This is a genomic window from Bacillus sp. FJAT-53060 (assembly GCF_037104745.1).
GTDB lineage: Bacteria > Bacillota > Bacilli > Bacillales > Bacillaceae > Bacillus > Bacillus stratosphericus_B.
Genome location: NZ_JBAWSW010000032.1, coordinates 1 through 19,651, shown reverse-complemented (window position 1 = coordinate 19,651; position 19,651 = coordinate 1). Strand labels below are relative to the sequence as shown.

Genomic DNA, 19,651 nt, shown 5'->3' with positions numbered 1-19,651 from the left:
CAAGTTTAATTATGTAAAAAACAGATTCTTCTTAATGTCTTTTTGTGATATTCTTCCAAGGTATTGTAAAAGATAAGGGGGTCTTTTCATGTTCAACAAGCAGTTCAAATCCTGGGTGATCGTACTCATGGCCATCATTCTATGCATGGCAGCATTACCTGGATACGAGGCATCAGCTATCAGTAAAGGAACAAATGTCAATGAAGCCATTGGGTTAAAAAGTGGTGAAGTCATCTCAGGTACATTACAGAATGAAAAGGATGAGTCATGGTATCAAATCACACCATTTTCACAAGAGGTTGCAAAAAATACACATATGCGGATTCATGTGAAAAGTAAGCAAATGTTGTCCGTATCGGTTTATCCAAGTAAGGATAGAGCGATGAAGGATGACACCTATTCAAGATATCGTGTGGATACAGCAAGCGGAGAGGCAGACATAAACTTCCCACATGCATGGTCAGGTCCTTATTATGTCAAAGTGCTCTACTTAGGGTCAGAGGAAGACAGCCGAGATGAGGAAGAGGATGCAGCTTATACAATCGGGTATAAAGGAGCCAATCTTCCGCCATCTGAACCGATTTTCCCTGAAGAAGAAGAGCCTGAAATTATTATTTTTGAGAAAAAGTATGGGCGTGAAATTCTTCAATCGATTCGTAAGATTGAAGACAAACGTTTTAATGAAACAGCAGATGGTCAGAAGCTCACGCATCTGCTTCAAAAAACAAAGCCGTTTCTTAAATCTAAGCTCATTAAGAATCAAAAAGAGCAGCAAAAGGTATACAATTACCTGCTTACTTTAAAATCACTGCTAAATGACGTAGATAAAAATGGTGCATTCAGCGGTCATATCGTCACAGAGAAAGAACAACAGGCGATCCGCTCCCTTTTTGGTATGCTCAAAGATGCAAGCCCAGCATATTTAAAGAAGGAATTAGAAGTAGTCAGTAAAAAAATGGGACTCGATCAGCTTGAAGGAAAATCGATTGGTTATGTACTGGAGAAGCAAAAGCTTGTACCAGAAGAAAAGATCAAAACGAACAAAATTATTTTTAAATTAAAGGATGGCCAAGCGCTGCAATCTGCGAAAAAGAAGATGAAAAGCTATGGAATCCAAGAAAACCGTGTGACATCACAGTCAGTGAGTCCTTTATTTAAAGGAATGTATGTCTATGATGTTCCAGCAGGGCAAGAGTCAGCCGGAAAAACACTAAAAGCAGGCAAAGCGGTGATCAAAAGCACGGCGAGAAAGCTGTCAAGCATTCCGAATGTTGAATTTGCAGAGCCTGTGCAAACCTATCGTGCGCTCAGCAATGACGTGCAATATGGTTACCAGTGGCCTCTGAAAAACCGTGCACAAAACAGCGGGAAAAAAGGCGCTGATATCAAGTTTGAACAAATGAATACCCTGATTGGCACAAGTAAAATGAAGCAAACGTTGATTGCTGTTGTTGATACAGGTATTGACAGTCGTTTGACGGACTTAAGCGGAACCGTTCGCACGGACTTAGGTGCCAATCTGATTGGACGAAACAAAGATGCAATTGATGACAATGGACATGGTACTCATGTGGCAGGCATCATTGCAGCAAAAGCTGATAATCATTACTCTATGGCAGGGCTGAATCAACATACTGGCATCATTCCGGTCAAAGTGTTAGATGCCTATGGGTTTGGAGATACAGAGCATATTGCACTTGGAATTAAGCATGCAGTGGACAAAGGCGCAAAGGTCATCAACATGAGTCTCGGCGGCTACTACAGCAGGGTCATTGAATATGCGATGAACTACGCTGCACAAAGGAATGTACTAGTGGTAACGGCAAGCGGAAACGATGGTATTCCAGAAATGGACTATCCTGCGACCTCTAAATATGCAATGGCGATTGGCGCAAGCAACCGCATGGATATTGTCGCTGAGTTCTCAAGCTATGGCAAAGGATTGAGCATGTCAGCACCGGGATCAGATATTCCAAGCTTAATGCCGGATGGGAATGTCTCATATCTTAGCGGGACATCAATGGCTACACCATACGTTGCAGCAGCAGCAGGATTACTACTTTCGAAAAACCCGGCCTTGAAACCGAATCAAGTAAGGAATATTTTGCAAAGTACAGCAGATGATATTTCATTTACATCTGTTGATGGAAAAGATGACATTTTCTATGATGAAAACGAAGAACCAATTGTCGATCCGAAAACTCCTGGTGTCGATTGGATAACAGGACATGGCAGACTGAATGCATTTGCTGCATTAAGTGCTGTTGAACTGAATGCCTCTGTCAACAAAGTAGAGGATCAGCATCAAAAGGTGACAGGAAAAGCGAAAGCAGGCGCTACCATTGCTGTGTATAGAGGTAAGACACTACTTGGAAAAGGCACGGCCAGCAAAAAGGGAATCTTTAGTGTGAAGATCAAGCATCAGAACAAAAATAAAGTGCTTCACTTCAAGATTTCAAAAGGCAAGGCCGCTACTTCTCTCAAAGCTGTCGTGAAAAAGGGCAAAGCGCCAGCTAAGCCAAAGGTGGGCAAAGTAACGGTCAAAAGTAAAACGGTCAAAGGGACTGCGGGTGCAGGCTTGACCATTAAAGTGAAAAACAAATCAAAGAAAGTCATCAAAACAGTGAAAACCAATAGTAAGGGCGTATTTACAGCCAAAATCAAGCCGCAAAAAGCAAAAACCATCTTATACGTGACAGCTTCCGATGTGAGAAAAAGAGAAAGTCCAGCAGTGAAAGTTGTCGTGAAAAAATAGCTTAAGTGCTTCCCTTTCTAAAAAGGGAAGTTTTTTTGTTTGTTACTGTATATAGTAATAAAGTAGGAAAAAAAGAGGACTTATAGATGAAAAAATCATGTTTGCATTCTTTCTATCATTGCTTCTTTCTCCAGGTGCAGGATACCGTATATACAACAATCTATACATTATTACGATATCGTCCCAGTGACGTTCACTTTAAACGACATCAAGCTTTCTTCAAATGTCAAGTGAGACGACGCGATTAGCCCCGAATTTGCGTCTGATAAGATCGTCGTCAGGATGACAAAATTCATGAAGTCTGCGGCATAAGCAATGCCGATTCGATCAAAAACCAACACAAATGGACTTTTGATCACACCGGGGTTCTTCCACAGGAATCAAGCCAAACATTGCAGCTCCACCAAGAAGGATAAATAGATTAATTGCCATCACTTTAATGCTAGAAAACTTAAACTCTGATTCTGCAAAGAACTTGACTGTAAATGCATCGAGCGACTGTACTGCCAGTACTAGGACCATGCGGGTTTTCGTGCATAAAAATGCAGTCAAAATAATAGAAAACCAAGTCATTGACAGCCTCTAAAAAGAGATATATATTATGGAAAGGTTCAATTCAGAAAGCAGCATCAAAAGTCACTTTTTTTTGATTTTATTTTGTCCAAAAACTGTCTTCTTTCGTGCAGAAAGAGGGTTTTTTATATGCTTAAAAAAGGAGGAAAGAAGAAATTGAAAAAATGTGTAAAAGATATTGTTATGATTCTCATTGGTTCTTTTTTATTTGCAGCAGCTGTGAACATGTTTGTCATTCCTCTTGAATTTGGTGAAGGCGGCGTGACGGGGCTATCCATCATTTTTTATTATTTATTTGAGATTGCACCATGGCTGACAAACCTGGTGTTTAATGCCATCTTATTGGTTGTAGGGTATAAATATTTGGATAAGAAGACCACAATTTACACAGTGGTCGCCGTCGCAAGTAATTCCCTATTTTTACACCTAACCACAAGATGGGTGGTGAATGTACATGAATTGATCATTGGTGCTATTTTCGCAGGGATTATTATCGGAATTGGGATTGGTCTTGTATTAAGAGCCGGCGGAACAACGGCCGGTTCAGCCATTCTTGGAAGAATTGCCAACAAGTATTTAGACTGGAACGTGAGCTATGCCATCTTGTTCTTTGATCTGATCGTTGTATTTGCTTCTTACTTTATTATTGGTGCGGAAAAATTAATGTTTACCATTGTGATGCTCTACGTGGCCACAAAGGTTATGGACTTCGTCATAGAAGGCCTCAACACGAAAAAGGCGGTCACGATTATTTCTTCATGTAAAGATGATATTGCCGAAGAAATCAATCACACCCTTGACCGAGGCGTGACGATTTTAAATGGTCGAGGTCATTACTCAAAGGAATCGAAAGAAATTCTCTACGCTGTCATTCAAAAGCAAGAGCTCATGCGCCTAAAGAAAATTATCAAGAAAATCGATAAAGACGCATTCGTTGTTGTTCATGACGTGCGTGATGTGTTTGGAGAAGGATTTGTGAATATATAATAAAAAGTAGGGTCTTATCCCTGTGAATTAGACAAATATAAAAAGCCTAAGCCTCCAGTGTGTGACGATATTCTACCGGAGTATCTTGTTTTTTTAAGGAATCGATCTTAATTAAATCGAATGTCATCTTCTATACTCTTGTGAGGCTCTTCCCCAGTTAGACACGAAGAAAAGTAAGCATTCTCCGTTTTGTGATAAGAGAAAAATGATTATTATCTAGGTTGTTTCTCTTCGAAAAATTATTTCCTTTTAAACCAACATTTTTAGTTGCTGTTGATATGCTCTTGTTGTGCAATGGAAGCCTTGATCAGAATGAAGTACAGCTTCTTTGACATCTCATTGGGATGTTAAACTTACTTTCCAAGGTCTTTATGGCCCATTCAGGATTACTTCGTTTTGACAGCTTCCATGCGATGCTCTCCTTTCTACAACTGATAGATAATAGAAACGAAAAAATCCCTCCAAGGATAGTGGATCATCCAAGGGATTTTCTTGGGCTTTTTACACTGTCTACATAGAGAGTATATATCAAACACGGATCTTTTTATCGATCGGACTAAAAAGACATCATAAAAACAGTTTGAAGCCCACAGTGCATCAACGCTCTCCAGTGGAAAGGCTGTTTTACTTCCTCATAATTATGCGCCTAGCAGCATTTACACAACAACGATCGACTAATTGTTCCTTAAAAATCAGTGGAACACAACAGTTTGATTTTCTAAACCACGAAAGTATCACATTCTTAAATGCTATTGATCATGATTTTAGTTTTATTTTTGTTGTAACATAACCATAATACTACCATTCATATAATTATTTGAAACTCTATTGACATGAAACCAATTTCACAAATTAAACTCATGGTGGACACACTAGTTGGCGTAACACGAAAATGTCTCAGAGTGGCGTTACAAATAGTGTGTTTTAAGAATTTTAAGGAGGCTTTCAGAAGATGACTGAAATTGAAATGTTTGATTGGCTTAACAAAAATAAAGCTCCTTTTGCTTTGAAACTAAAATTACTGGAACTTTTGCAATTAAATACACTGCTTGTAGATTGGGATAAAGAATTAATGACAAAAGAAAACGAAATCAGGATGCTTCGAAAATATGTTTTAGGAAGTTAGTCTAAATATAAAAATAGGAAAAAAAGGGTTGATATGGTACGCGTTTCATACTTTAAGATGATGATGTGTCTTTGCTGACAACTAAAATAGCCAATTTGAGGAGGAATCAATGATGCAGTCTAGCACATCATTTAGTAGCCCAGCTTATCTTGAAACAAGTGGAGTTATGAAAATCGCTAATATAAACTATAACAATAATGAATGGATGAACTTGGCGAAGAAGGGATTTCTAAGAAATCGGGTTCTTATTTAGCCCCATCTCTTCCAGTAGAGTTTCATTGTCATGGAATTGGACACTATGATTTTAGCAACTTAGATGAATTAGATATTGAAAAGGTCAATGCTCTGGCTGAATTAGAAGGTATTTTTGTGTCCCTTCTATCTTCCTTCCTCATAATCAATTAGACTAATTTGTAGTTTTTATGAAAGAATTCCATAAACAAAAGATGAAGGGAAACCTTTGTAATATTTTAGGTATTTCTCTCGAAGGGCCATTATTGGCCAGTTTTGCAGGAACGCCTGAAAAAGGGAATTGGGCACCATTAAAAGAGGAATGGGAGAAAATCGCGTTTTGTGGAGAGCTTGGGCTTATTTATACTGTACTGTCTCCAGATGCTATGACTGAAAACTCCTATTTAAAAAAATATATAACTGATGAACATCCGAGTATAGAGTGGATTGTGGATACACTTGTGGAAGCTGGGGTAAAGCCGGCAATTGGCCATTTCCAAAAAGCATATCCAGAAGAAACCTCCAAACTTATAATGGAAGTTATAGATACAGCGCAAAAACGCAGTAAATATGCTGGATCAGATGCTGTTTTAACAGACCATTTGTTTAATGATATGCCAAATTATAGACACACTTGGAGAACACCCAAAGAGAGAGCATATAGATTAGAAGGATTAAAAGAAGCCCGATTAGACCAATGGAACTTAGATAATATAAACACACTTGTCGGAGAAGTTCCTGGTGCTATAATGAGAGCCGCGAAAGAAGGTTTATTAACAATTTGTATGAATTTTGATAGTGAACATGTAGACTTAGAAGTTGCACGACGAGTTGTAGAACTTGTTGGTTCCCAGGGTATTATTCCAATGACAGATCGTATTGACACAGATTCCATGTGTGGTCAGTCACTAGAAAAAGTTGAAGGAAATAATTTGTGGTATCAAGGAAAAGGATATGTAGCTGCAGGATCTTACACAATCGATCGACTTATGCATAATATACGTACTATTGGGTTTAATGAAGAGGTTATTTGGAATATGACTTCATTTATACCATTAAATGCTTGTAATTTTCTAAATGAGTTTGAGAGTCTTTCTTTGAGACCATTTAGTTTTATAGATGAAACTAAAAAAAGGACTCATTTCAAAGCATCTATCCCAGAACAGATTTTAGGTTAAGTATAAAAGAAGACCACTTAAAAATTGGTCTTCAGACCTTAGTCAAACCCCACTTTCAAGTGAAAGTGGGGTTTTCACTTAATTTTGATTATATATATCAGGTGTCTTATAGTGGGTATGGTCCTTTCCATGTCTAGTTTGCCAGTTTTTAAGATTTATGGCAACGAAAGTAAGCCTTGTGTTTTGCATAGATTCATTGAGTGAGTCTCCAGATGATCTGCTTCTTCTAAGTAGTCGTGCCAAATATGATAGTGAATCTGTTTGGTGTGATTTTGACTTTGTGTACAGTTCTTTAGAAAAGAGCAGGGCTCACATACTTTTGAATCAGAGGTCATAATGATTATAACCCTCTCTAGTCGTTGTACGATAAGAGAGAGGATATTCCCATTTGGGAGTAACAATCAAAATGTGCGTCATACCCGTATTCATTCTTTTTCAAGTAATCATCTTTTGCGTAGGGCATGACAGGTCTTATCTCCTGATTCATTAGAGACTTAGCAATTCAAGGTGTTTTATATCCAGCATCTACTGGGACTAAACTTTGGTTTACCGACTTTCACTGTCATTTTTGTTAAGAATGAATCTAATATAAGATGATGATGAGAATTGAAACCTGTGACCAATGACCTTAAAATAAACCCTTTGAACCGCAAGCTGAAGACATCTGTCTAAATACTCTTTTAGGTTGACTTTCTTTTAATAAATTGTAGTTCCAACTTATTTATATTTGGGACTTCTTTGTTATTCATCAAGTTATATAATAAATTTGCTGCTGTTTGTCCCAGCTCTTTAATAGGTTGATGTATTGTTGAAAGTTCTATTATTTTTGATATCGGTTGATTATCAAATCCTAACACCGCCAAGTCTTCAGGTATCCGTAATCCTTGCTTCTTTGCTTCATAAATGATACCAGCAGCAACATAATCACTTCCTACAACCATTGCCGTAGGACGAGGTGATCCATTTACAAATAATTTTGCTATTTCAATACCATCTTCAATCGTGTATTGTTCGTCAAAGTACCAATTATCACTCCATTTTAATCCGTATTCCTGTTGGAAATGAAAAAATGATTTTTTCCTACTTATCCCAACACCACTCTTAGGGTTACCTATACATAGACCGATGGACTGATGTCCTTGAATTCGTAAATGATTAATGGCCATTTTAATTCCTGATTCGTGATTAATGAATATACTTGCAACCTGTTTGCTTTCAGAAGCTTCACAAGAAACAATTTTACCAAATTTAGATATTTCGTCGAGTGTGTGTGGTGGACTAATACAAGATCCTAAAATGAGACCGTCAATAAGTTTGTATTTTAATCTATTGAAAAACTCCAGTTCTTGGTCGAGATCGTTATTTGTCTGGTGTACAAGTAAACTATAATTATGTTTATTACACTCTTCGCCTATTCCGGCAATTAGTTTGCTGAAAAAAGGATGGTTGATTTTAGGTACAATTACTCCGAATACATTTGTCTTTCCTCTAGACAAATTAATTGCATTGAAATTAGGTACATAATTCAATTCCTTCATAGCCTGTAAAACAGCGTCGCGTTTATCGGATTTGACATAAGGATGATTATTAAGAACCCTGGATACAGTTGTCCGAGAAACATTCGCTTTCTTCGCTATTTCTGTAATGTTTGTCATTATATTACTCCTTCAAGGTAGTGTCATCAGGAATTTATTCTAAATAACACCAAGGGAAATCCAATTTGAGAATAGGCGTTTATTGATTTTATCATGACATATATTAAATATGTGCACTTCCCTGACTATATCCCTCACTATAAATAGAACGAGGCATCCCTATCTTGAATAATAGTTTATCAAATAAACCTACTATTATCCCTAGACATAGTAAGACAATTACGGTTCCTATACCAATCGGACCCTGTAGAATTATTGAAAGCACAAAAGCTACAGTTTCCCCTATAGTCTTTGTAATATTAATACCCCAACCTGTTCGTTCAGTAATTGCTAACATTAATTCATCATTTGGTATTGAAGGAAAAGATGCTCTTAAATAAATAGCAATTCCAATAGCCAATAAGCATAATCCTATTAAAAATAAACCCCATTGAATCATTACATTATTTGATTCTAAGAAGGAGAGAAGTTTTAAGTTTAAAATGTCAACAAAAATCCCAATGATAAAAATCGGAATAAAACCAGCTACATTAGGAAATCGCATTTTTATCAAGCTATTTATTAAGATAAGGATTCCTCCAACAATGAAAACCCATGTACCAATCGTAAGGCCAATTAGTTCTGATAAAGCCACGTTCAGAGCATCCCAAGGAGCTATTCCAGTATTTGATTTAATCATACATACAACTCCAAACGATAAAACAAACAAACCAAAAATATAAATTAAACATCTTTTAAGATAATGGTTCTTGATTGTTTGCTCCATGGTTTAGGTTTAGGGGCATTTTCTTTATTAAGAATATAATGATTAAAAGCATAAGCCACACCACATTCATAATTGGATAATGTTTTAAATGTAGCCACTTTACTAAGGTTTTTATCAGCATTTCCCATGGCTATCCCTGTTCCAGCTACATGAAACATAGAAAGATCATTTAAATTGTCCCCTATTGCTATTGCATTTTTAGTAGTAGTTTCATAATATTCGCAAATTTTATTCAATGAGGATCCTTTATCGACTTCTGCACTTGTAATTTCAAGGTTAAATGGTCCTGAACTAGTTACGACACACTCATTTAGTTGACCAAAATATTCTTTTGCTTCTTTTAAGTTTTTTTGGCTTGGCGAAACTATCATAAATTTTATAACATAACGATAATCAACAGGGATTGAATTCGGCACTTCCTCTAAACCGTATTGATCCAATTGAGCTTTAATAGAATCCCAAAACATCTCTTGATTAAATTGAGGATCTTCTATTACTGTGTCATAAAGTTGTTTTTCAAGTTGCTGAATCCCTTGATTTGACACGACGATTTTGTCAGAAAAGTAAACTTGATAATATATTCCTGCTTTATTTAACCATGTTATGATAGGTTGGATTAACCTCGAATCCATAAATTGTTCGAATAAAACCTGGTTGTTTACATATATTTGAGCACCGTTTGAAGCAATGATTGGACAATTTAAATGATATTTTTTGATGATGTGTTTTGCATCAAATAAAGCTCTTCCTGTAGCGATTGTTACAATATGCCCTTGCTTTTGTCCAAAATATAAGGCATTTAGATCCTGTTCTTGGATAGTTAAGTTCTCAGATAGGAGCGTACCATCTAAGTCAATTGCAATTATTTTCATGTGAATGTCCTCCTTAGATATTACAACATTGCAAGTATAATGTATGGTACGCGTTTCACAGCAATTAGATTATTAGATTAATATAAAGATTTCAAGAAGATAAGCTACGGTGATTAAAGTGGTTCAAATGGCAAAACATAAGGCGGATCGGCCAGTGGTAGCTGAGGGGCAAGTTGAAGAGTAGGAGTTAATCAAACCAACAGCAACAATTGAAAACTTGAATGATTAAACAATCATCAGCGGCTTTCTTCTGCTGATCGTATCACTGATTGGGCCACAATCAACAAATATGACATTGATGATTTCATGCAAAATGATTGATCTTTTGGATGAGACTCTTTACATTGAATGAGTAGAGAAAAGAGAAAGATCATCGGCATGCAGTGATTGCATGATACGTATATTCTTCAATAGACAACAGGAGGTGCTGACATGGAGCAGCAAGAGCTGATCATTCGTCAAGCAGTGAGCGAAGATCATGAGGCCATCAGACACGTGTTGATCAAATCATACGCCCAGTATGAACCTCAATTTACAGAGGAAGGCTGGCAAAATTATTCTGCGGCACTGGGAGCGGCTGTAGATAATCCAAACATGGAGCTTATGCTTGTGGCTGAGTTTGAGAACAAGGTGGTAGGGACACTTCAAATGTTCCGGTCATCTGAACAAGCGTATGACAAACCTGAAATGGGCATTACATCACCCATTGTCCGGTTTTTAGGAGTAGATCCTGATGTCAGGGGAAAAGGAATCGCAGAGTCATTGTTACGTAAAAGTATTGAACTCACGCAATCATGGGGCGAAAATGTCCTCTATCTTCATACATCTGATAAAATGCAGGCAGCCATTCGTTTATATGAAAGAATGGGCTTTGAGCGTGCACTTGATAAAGAATTTGTGAATCAAAATGGAACGCATGTGAAAAGCTATCAGTATGTGATTAAAAAAGAGCAGCCCGCTGGTGCATAACATATGCCGCACAACAAAAGGAAGAAGCACGTCCCCTTGGGACGGCTCTTCCTTTTTTAACACTATACCCACTGCAGGTTGTAAGATTTTTGCACCAAAACATCCTAACCAGTAGAAGAAGTGTTTTTTTTCACGGTAGAAGAAGGAGTTTGACTCTCACATTTTTTGATACATAGTCGATGTTTGGATCTTTTTGAGTGAGGTGACAGCAGGAAGAAGTATGTACTGTATGTTTACTTTTTCACTTTCATGAATCGCTGTTTGCTTTCCTTTTTGATTTTTATTTTCTTTTTTGCGGTGTAGCTGCCTGCGAATGGAAAGCAAAAGCAGTTGTCAGAGCAGGAAGAAACGCGATGGCCACGAATGTTTTTTTCAAGGCAAAGACTCCTTGCATACGAGATGACCTCCGTCTTTTTTTCTCTATTACATCGGAGAAACTAGAGGGATATTTAGAAATTCATATTCTGGACAGAAAGTTTTTTTGTAGGTATCCTGAAATTGAAATTCATAGAATCCTAGTAGACAATAGAGAGAGCATAATAAGAGAAAGCATAATAAGAGAAAGAAGGACATGCCGATGAACGTAAAAGAGTATATGACATATGATGCGACTGGCTTGGTAGCACTTTTACGGAAAAAGCAGGTAACGCCAGAGGAGCTTGTACAAGCTGCATTTGCTAGATTGGAGGAAGTCAATCCAGAACTAAATGCGGTGATTCACATAAGGCAGGATCAAGTATTAAAAGACATCAAGCAATTAGAGGCGGATCAGCTGTTTGCGGGAGTTCCGTTTGTGCTGAAAAATATATCGCAAGGGCTGGAAAATGAACCGCTGACGGCCGGTGCTATGCTGTTAAAGGATGTCAAGGCGAAAACGGATTCCCACTTTGTCCATCGATTGAAGCAGGCGGGGCTTCTCATGATCGGTCATACAAACACACCGGAATTCGGTTTGAGAAATGTGACAGAGTCCGCTTTGCATGGTCCAACAAGAAATCCTTGGAATACTGCACATTCTCCAGGAGGTTCAAGCGGCGGAACGGCTGCAGCTGTGGCAAGCGGCATCGTACCTGCGGGTGGAGCAAGTGATGGCGGCGGGTCCATTCGTATCCCTGCATCCTTTACTGGCTTGTTCGGACTCAAGCCAACACGAGGAAGAACGCCAGTAGGCCCAGGTGCAGGAAGACAGTGGCAAGGGGCTTCTATTGACTTTACGCTTACAAAGACAGTTCGAGACAGTGCAGCACTTCTTGATCTGCTTCAGGTCATTCAGCCAGAAGCCGCTTTCCAAACCCCGTTATATGACGGCAGTTATCAAGAGGATCTTGTGAAACGCACATCTTCTATGCGAATTGCTTACAGTGTAGACTCTCCTGTTGGCACGAAGGTCAGTGAGGAAGCGAAGCAGGCGGTTCTGCAAACGGTGAAATGGCTAAGTGAACAAGGGCATCAAATAGAGGAAGCGAAGCCAGAAATCGATGGTGTTCATCTCATGCAGCAATATTACGTGATGAACAGCGGAGAAATGTCTGCATTATTTACGTCTTTGGCTCGTTCACTCGAGCGGCCTGTGAAACCGGAGGAAACAGACATTGTGGCATGGGTGCTGGCGGAGGCTGGAAAGAATGTGACGGCTGCTGACTATACAGAAAGTCTTGATGCGTGGGATATGGCCGCTGCACAAATGGCCGCATTTCATCAAACCTACGATCTATATATAACACCAGCTACTGCCTATTCGGCTCCAAAGATTGGTGAGCTTATGCATACCGATCAGGAAATAGCCGCACTGTTACGTGTGTCATCCCTTTCAATGCAAGCGCAGCAGGATCTCATTTATGACATGTTCCTAAAGAGTCTGACCTACACACCATTTACACAGCTTGCCAACTTAACAGGTCAGCCATCTATGAGTGTCCCTGTACACCTCACGCAAGCGGGCATGCCTTTAGGTGTACAGGTGACAGCGCCTAAAGGAAAAGAGGACTGTCTGCTCAGGCTTGCAGCTGAAATGGAGTCATCCTCGATTTGGAAAGGGATAAAACAGTTATTGAATCAATAAAACGTCTGCATTTCTTTTACGTAAACAAGGATTTAGAGAGAGCGGCACACCTAAGGGATCTCTTTATTATTACTTTCCAAATGGAAAAGAAGCGCTATAGGTCATCCATCGTATTGAAGAAAGCGTCGCCTATTCGGATGATCCATATGTAGACCGATTCAAATTGCTACAAAAGCAGTTCGGAAATGTGGAAAGGTTCAGCTGACCGGTGTGTATCGCGGTATATATAATATGTTCCCATTATGTGCTTTTTCGCTAGAAACGGGAAAATGGGACAAGTCCTTGCGAGAGCGTACATGTCAAAGCTCTATCAAAAAGTGACAACGGGTGAGATTGACCCTAAGCCATTATCACACATCAATTGCCATTAGATGATGCCGTTCATGCGTACCAAATATTCAATGAAAAACAGGATGATTGTATAAAGGTCATCTTACAGCCATAAAAAGAAGGCTTAGGAGTATTCCTAAGCCTTTAATGTATGCTCATCCATCATTTTTTCGAATAATTCAAAAAATGTTTTTTTGTCGTCTTCTGATAGATGGTTGAACAGTTGATTCACAAGCAATTGCCGATTTTCGATCATTTGCTTTGCTATTTGTTCACCCGGTTCAGAGAGTGTAATCCATACAGTACGGCGGTCATTGTTATTTCTAGAGCGGATAATCAGCCCTTCATCTTCTAAGTGATTGAGAGCGGTTGTTGTCGCAGAGGGAGATAATGAAACTTCCTGCAGAATATTTTTGACGGTACATGATTGATGGCGGTAGATGATACGTAAAATAAACCCTTTGACATTCGTGACGTTTTTCGGAATGTTCTCTTCATCTATTTGTTTAGTTGCCTTTAAATACTTTGTCAGTGCATGGTCTAACAAACTTGCATCTAGCTCGAAATGTTGCATTCTCCATACCTCTTTTCCTATTGCATTCGCTTTTTCCGATCAATTACTAGGTCTATCTTATCATAATAATCATCATCATTTAAACCAAAATAGAAGACGTCTATAAAATCACTTATATTATCAATTAACAAAAATAAAAATTCCAAAATGAAATAATTTTACACTAGTCTATTTTTATTTTAGAATGTGAATAAGATAAAGTCTGTCAACCCAATTCACTGGAAATTGCCTATGGGAAATCAAACGTTTGGAGATGAAGATATTGAATACTTTACAGGCATTACTAAACGACAGAATGGCACGCTCTTCACAAATTGAAGCGGTTACTGGCGGAGGTGTGTCTTATACATTTGAAGAATATGCAAAACGCATTGATCAGTTGGCTCATTACTTACATCGTAAAGGAATTCGAAAAGGTGACCGTGTTTGCTTTATTTGTCAAAACCATCATCATTTTTCGACGATTATGCTAGCAGTCATCAAAGCAGGTGTAGTTGCAGTACCACTTAGCTGGCAGATGACCTCTTTTGAGCTGGATGGCATTTTAAAAAAAGCAGAACCAAAGGCTTTATTTTTTGACCGAAAATTTCTTGACATCATTGACGCTGTGAATGTGTCTTTAGAGGATTGTCTAATGGTAGAATCCGGTGTGAATGCTAAAACGACACAGCTGTTTGAAGATCTTCTGGCTTCAAACGATGGAAGTGATCTTGCTGAAGAGGTTTCAGAAGAGGATCTAGCAATGATTCTATTCACATCTGGTACAACAGGCAACCCAAAAGGCTGTATGGTGGGACATGGACGACTTTATCAATTTTTCACGAGACATAGGAATCGAGGGTTTGACCTAAAAGGAAAACGATATTTGGCGAGTCACCCGCTGTATCATATGAGCTCAATCAATCATCTTATTGCAGCTGCCATTGAAGGATATACGCTTGTCTTTTTACACGATGCAACACCTAAACGTATTTTAGAAACGATTGAAAAAGAAAGAATTACGTTTATGATGGCCTTCCCATCAGCTTATACGTACATGTTAGAAGAGATGAAACGTGGTACGTATGATCTGTCGTCCTTAGAAATTGCGTTTTCTGGTGGTACGAAGGTGCCAGTACGCTTGATTAAGGACTACAATGAAGCAGGCATTCAAATGATGCATGGATACGGTAGTACAGAAGCATGGGTTGTCAGTGCATGGTATCCTGCGATGGGTGAAGATAAAATGGGGTCTGCTGGTAAAGTCGATGCGGATGTAGAAGTGAAAATTGTTCATCCTGAAACAAATGAGACACTGCCTGCTGGAGAAATTGGAGAAGTTGTCATGAGAAGCCCATTTTATTTCCAAGGCTACTACCATCAGCCGGACGCTACTGAGAAGGTGCTCAAAAATGGCTGGTTCCATATGGGAGATGCAGGATATTTAGATGAAGAGGGTTTTCTTTATATCACAGGCAGATACAAAGATGTCATTTTGTACGGTGGAGATAATATTTATCCTGACCAAGTGGAGGAAGTCATTAATCAAATTCCAGGTGTCATTGAATCAGCTGTCATAGGTGTAAGAGACGACTTATACGGTGAAGTGCCATGTGCGTATATCGTGAAAGACGAATTTGTCGATGTTTGCGAACAAGATGTTGTAAACTATTGCCAGGAGCGTTTGGCAGATTACAAAGTTCCGTCCATTCATTTCACGCAGGAACTGCCAAAAAACCAGCTTGGTAAAATTATGAAAAAAGATTTACGTGAATTGGGACGTATTCTGCTATAATGAAGTTTGAATGATTTTTTTCTAACGTTTTGGAGGGAAAGGGTTTGCGACATATTTTTCGTAAGAAACACATTCACGATTTGTTAGAACAGAGTAGACAGCAAAAAGTAAAGAAAACACTGGGCGGGCTCGATCTAACGCTCCTTGGGATAGGGGCTGTGATCGGGACGGGGGTCATGGTGTTAACCGGGATTACAGCAGCAAAGGATGCAGGACCGGCTGTTATTTTCTCCTTTGCGATCGCAGCGATTGTGTGCAGTTTAGCAGCACTTTGTTATGCAGAAATGGCTTCAGCGCTGCCTGTGTTCGGCAGTGCGTACATTTATTCATATACAACAATGGGGGAGCTCGTGGGCCATCTAATGGGCTGGACATTATTGTCTGTTTATATGCTGACGGCTTCAGCTGTAGCCAGTGGCTGGTCCAGCTATTTCAATAGTCTGCTGGAGGGGTTTGGAATCTCGATTCCCCATCAATTCTTATCGGGGCCAGAACAAGGCGGATATATGAACCTGCCAGCGATTATCATTGCTTTACTGATTGCGTGGATCCTATCTAGAGGAACGAAGGAAAGTAAAAAATTCAATAATATTATGGTGTTTGTGAAACTTGGCATTATTGTTCTTTTCATTGTAGTAGGCAGTTTTTATGTACAGCCAGCCAATTGGCAGCCGTTCATGCCGTTTGGCGTAGAAGGTGTCATTGCCGGTGCAGCTGCTGTGTTTTTTGCCTTTTTAGGATTTGATGCGATTTCTGCTTCTGCGGAAGAGGTGAAAAATCCACAGCGAAACCTGCCAATTGGCATAATTGGTTCATTACTCATTTGTACGATCATCTATATTGTTGTTTGTTTGGTTATGACAGGCATGGTGCATTATACAAAGTTGAATGTGACAGAGGCCATGTCCTATGTACTGCTAAGTGTGCATCAAAATAGCGTGGCTGGTATTATTTCTGTCGGTGCCGTCATTGGATTGATGGCTGTGATTTTCGCCAATAATTATGCGGCAACTAGAATTGCCTATGCGATGGGTCGAGATGGGCTTTTGCCTAAAGTGTTTTCAAAAACAAACAAGAGTGATACACCTGTTGCAAGCATATGGATGATTGGCGGAATGACAGCTGTTATTTCAGGGTTTATTGATTTGAAGGATCTGTCCAACTTAGCAAATATCGGTGCATTATTGACGTTTGCGATGGTAAGCTTATCTGTTCTCATTTTGAGAAAGACGCATCAGCAGCTTGAAAGGGGATTCCGGGTTCCTTTTGTGCCAGTATTACCGATTATATCAATGGGCTGCTGCGTATTCCTCATGTTCAATTTACCAGGACGGACATGGCTTTACTTCGGTGTATGGCTGTTAATTGGTGTCGTCATGTACGCAGCGTATTCAAATAAACATAGTGAATTAGCGAAATCATGATGAGAAAAAGGTGCAAATCCATTGACGATTTGTGCCTTTTTTCTTACGATTTGGGATAAGAGTTAATGTATGGAACAAGAGGAGGATGAGGAATATGATCAGCGTTAGTCCTTATATTGTAGTAGAAGATGTAAAAGAATCTCTTCAATATTATCAAGGGATTTTTGGCGGATATATTCATATTTTAAATGAACATCAAGACCGTGTATTACATGCTGAATTGCACCTTGGCGAATCACTGCTCCACTTTTCAGATACGTTTAGCCGCACATTAAAGCCGGAGAATCTCAGGTTAATCATGCAGTTTGACAATGAAGAAGAATTAAAGGCTGTATATGAAGCGCTTGAAGCTGACGGGGATGTACTGGTGGAATTACAGGATACGTTCTTTGGCGCACTTCACGGACAAGTACAGGACCGGAGGAATGGATTGATCTGGATTTTGAATTATATGAAATAGACAAAAGCCTTTACTAGTGTGAGAGTAGACAAACCCCCTCCTTTACTTCAAGTGAAAGTGGGGTTTTCACTTATTTTTACGCTGGACATGGTCGTCTCCATGTCCAGTTTGCTAGCTTTTTAAGATTCATGTCAACGAAAGTAAGAATCGCCTGCATTGAAACTTTTTTCATTGAAATCTTTTTTCAGTCCACGAAGTTTCGTCCAACGCATACCATGCTTTTCTTTTGCATCCGCAAAAACGTGTTCAATCGTTTCTTTACGTTTTGCGTCGATGTTTTATTTTCTGAAGAATGGAAAATATGCTATGTTGAAAGAATAAAAGGCAAGGAGAAGGGTGGCAAAGGAATGGAACAAATTGAGTTTCAATCTATCCAAACAAATGGTGTAAGGCTTCATACAGCAATGGCTGGACCTGAGAATGGCCCGCTACTTGTGCTGCTGCATGGATTTCCAGAATTTTGGTACGGCTGGAAAAATCAAATCATGCCCCTGGCTGAGGCAGGCTATCGTGTCGTTGTTCCTGATCAAAGGGGTTACCATCTAAGTGACAAGCCAGAAGGAATCGAATCATACGTATTAGGTCAGTTGAGAGATGATATCGTGGGATTGATAAAGACGCTGAGTCCAAATCAAAAGGCCATTGTGGGCGGACATGATTGGGGAGGAGCTGTTGCTTGGCATTTGGCTTCTACACGTTCTCAATATGTAGAAAAATTAATCATTGTGAATATGCCGCATCCGCGAGTGATGATGAAGGTTCTCCCTTTTTATCCGCCACAGTGGAAAAAGAGCTCCTACATCGCTTTCTTTCAGTTTCCCAATGTACCAGAGGCAGCGCTTCAGGAAAATCACTTTCAAAGACTGGACGAAGCCATGGGTCTGACGGCTCGACCTCATTTATTCACGAAGGAAGATGTCTCAAGCTACAAGCTGGCCTGGACACAGCCAGGAGCCATGACGTCAATGCTGAATTGGTATCGGGCTATCAAAAAAGGCGGCTTTGAAAAGCCGATTTCAAAACGGATTCTAGTTCCTGTTCGTATGATATGGGGAATGGAAGACAAGTTTCTAAGCAGAAAGCTGGCGAAGGAAACAATCAAGATTTGTCCAAATGGACAGCTCATTTTTGTCGATGATGCTTCTCATTGGATTAATCATGAAAAACCAGATGTCGTCAACAAACTCATACTCGAATTTTTGAAATAAAGAAAAAAGCTCTGATCAGCGGGACTGACCCAATAATATGAGACAAATAAAAAACACCTTCAAGTTTGAAAACGGACCGTTGTGATCCGAAATAAAACATGGAGGTGTTTTTTCTATGGGGACAAGAGTGAGTTATCCAGTTGAAGTCAAACAGAAGGCTGTAGAAATGAGATTGGCAGGTGTACCTATGAAAGAGATCATGCAGGAATTGAATATAAAGAATAAGACGCAGGTTCAGACATGGGTGAGGTGGCATAAGGCTGGACAGGACATTTGTGTCCATTTAGGCATCTTACGCACTTCGTATTATAGATGGAAAAAGGAGCTGACTCAGAATCAATCTAAAAGACAACTAGAGAAACAGGTCGGCACGTTGTGCCGAAAGCACAAGTATCGATATGGATATCGAAAAATCACAGCCATACTAAAAAGGAGAATGCGTATTAACCATAAAACTGTTCAACGTATCATGCAGAAAAACCAGTGGCAATGCCGTGTTAAAATGAAAAAGCGTAAGAAGAATGGGCAACCCTATGCCGTGGCCGGTAACATACTGGATCGGAACTTTCAGTCTGATCGCCCTCTTGAAAAACTAGTAACGGACATCACATATTTGCCTTATGGACAGAAACAATTGTACCTTTCCAGTATATTGGATTTATATAATGGAGAAGTGATTGCTTTTAATATTGGTGATAAGCAGGACA

16 protein-coding genes and 5 pseudogenes are annotated in these 19,651 nt (G+C 39.2%); 14 read left to right on the top strand and 7 right to left on the bottom strand.

Going from position 1 to position 19,651, the window contains the following annotated elements; genetic code table 11:
* Window positions 1–88 precede the first annotated feature (88 nt).
* On the top strand, window positions 89–2,755 hold the full coding sequence (locus WAX46_RS11915; RefSeq protein ID WP_336494090.1) for a S8 family peptidase: 2,667 nt from the start codon (window positions 89–91) through the stop codon (window positions 2,753–2,755).
* 212 nt (window positions 2,756–2,967) lie between these two features.
* On the opposite strand, the pseudogene WAX46_RS11910 reads toward WAX46_RS11915, so the two are convergent.
* Window positions 2,968–3,274, bottom strand: a pseudogene (locus tag WAX46_RS11910) (hypothetical protein); the annotation flags it as partial.
* A 210-nt stretch (window positions 3,275–3,484) separates the two neighbouring features.
* Here WAX46_RS11910 and WAX46_RS11905 point away from each other — a divergent pair.
* From WAX46_RS11905 to WAX46_RS11890, 4 genes are all read left to right on the top strand, one after another.
* The gene (locus WAX46_RS11905; protein WP_226568437.1) at window positions 3,485–4,315 is read left to right on the top strand and encodes a YitT family protein; all 831 of its coding nucleotides are present in this window, start codon (window positions 3,485–3,487) and stop codon (window positions 4,313–4,315) included.
* A gap of 952 nt (window positions 4,316–5,267) precedes the next feature.
* Window positions 5,268–5,441, top strand: coding sequence for a hypothetical protein (locus WAX46_RS11900; RefSeq protein WP_336494089.1), 174 nt, complete (start codon window positions 5,268–5,270; stop codon window positions 5,439–5,441).
* A gap of 201 nt (window positions 5,442–5,642) precedes the next feature.
* Entirely contained in the window at window positions 5,643–5,846 is a 204-nt protein-coding gene (locus WAX46_RS11895) for a hypothetical protein (protein ID WP_336494088.1), read from the top strand.
* A 17-nt stretch (window positions 5,847–5,863) separates the two neighbouring features.
* Window positions 5,864–6,850, top strand: coding sequence for an N-acetylglucosamine-6-phosphate deacetylase (locus tag WAX46_RS11890; RefSeq protein WP_336494087.1), 987 nt, complete (start codon window positions 5,864–5,866; stop codon window positions 6,848–6,850).
* Between the two features lie 191 nt (window positions 6,851–7,041).
* On the opposite strand, the pseudogene WAX46_RS15900 reads toward WAX46_RS11890, so the two are convergent.
* From WAX46_RS15900 to WAX46_RS11870, 4 genes and pseudogenes are all read right to left on the bottom strand, one after another.
* Window positions 7,042–7,494, bottom strand: a pseudogene (locus WAX46_RS15900) (IS5/IS1182 family transposase); the annotation flags it as partial.
* Between the two features lie 36 nt (window positions 7,495–7,530).
* Window positions 7,531–8,505: a LacI family DNA-binding transcriptional regulator gene (locus WAX46_RS15895; RefSeq protein ID WP_442895670.1), complete on the bottom strand. Its 975-nt coding sequence runs from the start codon at window positions 8,503–8,505 to the stop codon at window positions 7,531–7,533.
* Between the two features lie 103 nt (window positions 8,506–8,608).
* A complete protein-coding gene (locus WAX46_RS11875; protein ID WP_336494086.1) occupies window positions 8,609–9,271 on the bottom strand; it encodes a YczE/YyaS/YitT family protein in 663 nt (220 codons plus the stop codon).
* Window positions 9,229–10,143, bottom strand: a complete 915-nt coding sequence (locus WAX46_RS11870) for a Cof-type HAD-IIB family hydrolase (RefSeq protein WP_336494085.1) — start codon at window positions 10,141–10,143, stop codon at window positions 9,229–9,231. The genes WAX46_RS11875 and WAX46_RS11870 overlap by 43 nt, the downstream gene beginning before the upstream one ends.
* A 432-nt stretch (window positions 10,144–10,575) precedes the next feature.
* On the opposite strand from WAX46_RS11870, the gene WAX46_RS11865 reads away from it, so the two are divergent.
* The 4 genes and pseudogenes from WAX46_RS11865 to WAX46_RS15885 all read left to right on the top strand — a co-directional run.
* Window positions 10,576–11,112, top strand: coding sequence for a GNAT family N-acetyltransferase (locus WAX46_RS11865; protein ID WP_336494084.1), 537 nt, complete (start codon window positions 10,576–10,578; stop codon window positions 11,110–11,112).
* A 577-nt stretch (window positions 11,113–11,689) separates the two neighbouring features.
* Window positions 11,690–13,174 carry an amidase gene (locus WAX46_RS11860; protein WP_226568321.1) on the top strand — a complete coding sequence of 495 codons (1,485 nt, stop codon included), beginning with the start codon at window positions 11,690–11,692 and terminating at the stop codon, window positions 13,172–13,174.
* Window positions 13,167–13,271: pseudogene (locus tag WAX46_RS15890) on the top strand (TetR/AcrR family transcriptional regulator); the annotation flags it as partial. The gene WAX46_RS11860 and the pseudogene WAX46_RS15890, both read left to right, overlap by 8 nt.
* 56 nt (window positions 13,272–13,327) lie before the next feature.
* A pseudogene (locus tag WAX46_RS15885) lies at window positions 13,328–13,619 on the top strand (glutathione-dependent formaldehyde dehydrogenase); the annotation flags it as partial.
* Window positions 13,620–13,640: 21 nt separating this feature from the next.
* Here WAX46_RS15885 and WAX46_RS11850 read toward each other — a convergent pair.
* A complete protein-coding gene (locus tag WAX46_RS11850) occupies window positions 13,641–14,078 on the bottom strand; it encodes a MarR family winged helix-turn-helix transcriptional regulator (RefSeq protein ID WP_336494083.1) in 438 nt (145 codons plus the stop codon).
* Between the two features lie 262 nt (window positions 14,079–14,340).
* Here WAX46_RS11850 and WAX46_RS11845 point away from each other — a divergent pair, with 262 nt between their 5' ends.
* The 3 genes from WAX46_RS11845 to WAX46_RS11835 all read left to right on the top strand — a co-directional run bounded on the left by WAX46_RS11845 (window position 14,341) and on the right by WAX46_RS11835 (window position 17,736).
* Window positions 14,341–15,852 carry a class I adenylate-forming enzyme family protein gene (locus WAX46_RS11845; protein ID WP_336494082.1) on the top strand — a complete coding sequence of 504 codons (1,512 nt, stop codon included), beginning with the start codon at window positions 14,341–14,343 and terminating at the stop codon, window positions 15,850–15,852.
* Window positions 15,853–15,896: 44 nt separating this feature from the next.
* Window positions 15,897–17,276: an amino acid permease gene (locus WAX46_RS11840; RefSeq protein WP_226568317.1), complete on the top strand. Its 1,380-nt coding sequence runs from the start codon at window positions 15,897–15,899 to the stop codon at window positions 17,274–17,276.
* Between the two features lie 94 nt (window positions 17,277–17,370).
* Entirely contained in the window at window positions 17,371–17,736 is a 366-nt protein-coding gene (locus tag WAX46_RS11835; RefSeq protein ID WP_336494081.1) for a VOC family protein, read from the top strand.
* Between the two features lie 76 nt (window positions 17,737–17,812).
* On the opposite strand, the pseudogene WAX46_RS11830 reads toward WAX46_RS11835, so the two are convergent.
* Window positions 17,813–18,014: pseudogene (locus WAX46_RS11830) on the bottom strand (transposase); the annotation flags it as partial.
* A 69-nt stretch (window positions 18,015–18,083) separates the two neighbouring features.
* Between WAX46_RS11830 and WAX46_RS11825 the strand changes: the two are divergent.
* Window positions 18,084–18,944: an alpha/beta fold hydrolase gene (locus tag WAX46_RS11825; protein WP_226568315.1), complete on the top strand. Its 861-nt coding sequence runs from the start codon at window positions 18,084–18,086 to the stop codon at window positions 18,942–18,944.
* Window positions 18,945–19,059: 115 nt separating this feature from the next.
* The coding region (locus tag WAX46_RS11820; protein WP_336494080.1) for an IS3 family transposase at window positions 19,060–19,651 on the top strand (592 nt) is incomplete at its 3' end.

What these genes read in the sequence shown, in the direction of transcription:
- WAX46_RS11915 (WP_336494090.1), top strand. Translation starts at nt 89, where the DNA reads ATGTTCAACAAGCAGTTCAAATCCTGGGTGATCGTACTCATGGCCATC.
- WAX46_RS11900 (WP_336494089.1), top strand. Translation starts at nt 5,268, where the DNA reads ATGACTGAAATTGAAATGTTTGATTGGCTTAACAAAAATAAAGCTCCT.
- WAX46_RS11895 (WP_336494088.1), top strand. Translation starts at nt 5,643, where the DNA reads ATGGATGAACTTGGCGAAGAAGGGATTTCTAAGAAATCGGGTTCTTAT.
- WAX46_RS11890 (WP_336494087.1), top strand. Translation starts at nt 5,864, where the DNA reads ATGAAAGAATTCCATAAACAAAAGATGAAGGGAAACCTTTGTAATATT.
- WAX46_RS15895 (WP_442895670.1), bottom strand. Translation starts at nt 8,505, where the DNA reads ATGACAAACATTACAGAAATAGCGAAGAAAGCGAATGTTTCTCGGACA.
- WAX46_RS11875 (WP_336494086.1), bottom strand. Translation starts at nt 9,271, where the DNA reads ATGGAGCAAACAATCAAGAACCATTATCTTAAAAGATGTTTAATTTAT.
- WAX46_RS11870 (WP_336494085.1), bottom strand. Translation starts at nt 10,143, where the DNA reads ATGAAAATAATTGCAATTGACTTAGATGGTACGCTCCTATCTGAGAAC.
- WAX46_RS11865 (WP_336494084.1), top strand. Translation starts at nt 10,576, where the DNA reads ATGGAGCAGCAAGAGCTGATCATTCGTCAAGCAGTGAGCGAAGATCAT.
- WAX46_RS11860 (WP_226568321.1), top strand. Translation starts at nt 11,690, where the DNA reads ATGAACGTAAAAGAGTATATGACATATGATGCGACTGGCTTGGTAGCA.
- WAX46_RS11850 (WP_336494083.1), bottom strand. Translation starts at nt 14,078, where the DNA reads ATGCAACATTTCGAGCTAGATGCAAGTTTGTTAGACCATGCACTGACA.
- WAX46_RS11835 (WP_336494081.1), top strand. Translation starts at nt 17,371, where the DNA reads ATGATCAGCGTTAGTCCTTATATTGTAGTAGAAGATGTAAAAGAATCT.
- WAX46_RS11825 (WP_226568315.1), top strand. Translation starts at nt 18,084, where the DNA reads ATGGAACAAATTGAGTTTCAATCTATCCAAACAAATGGTGTAAGGCTT.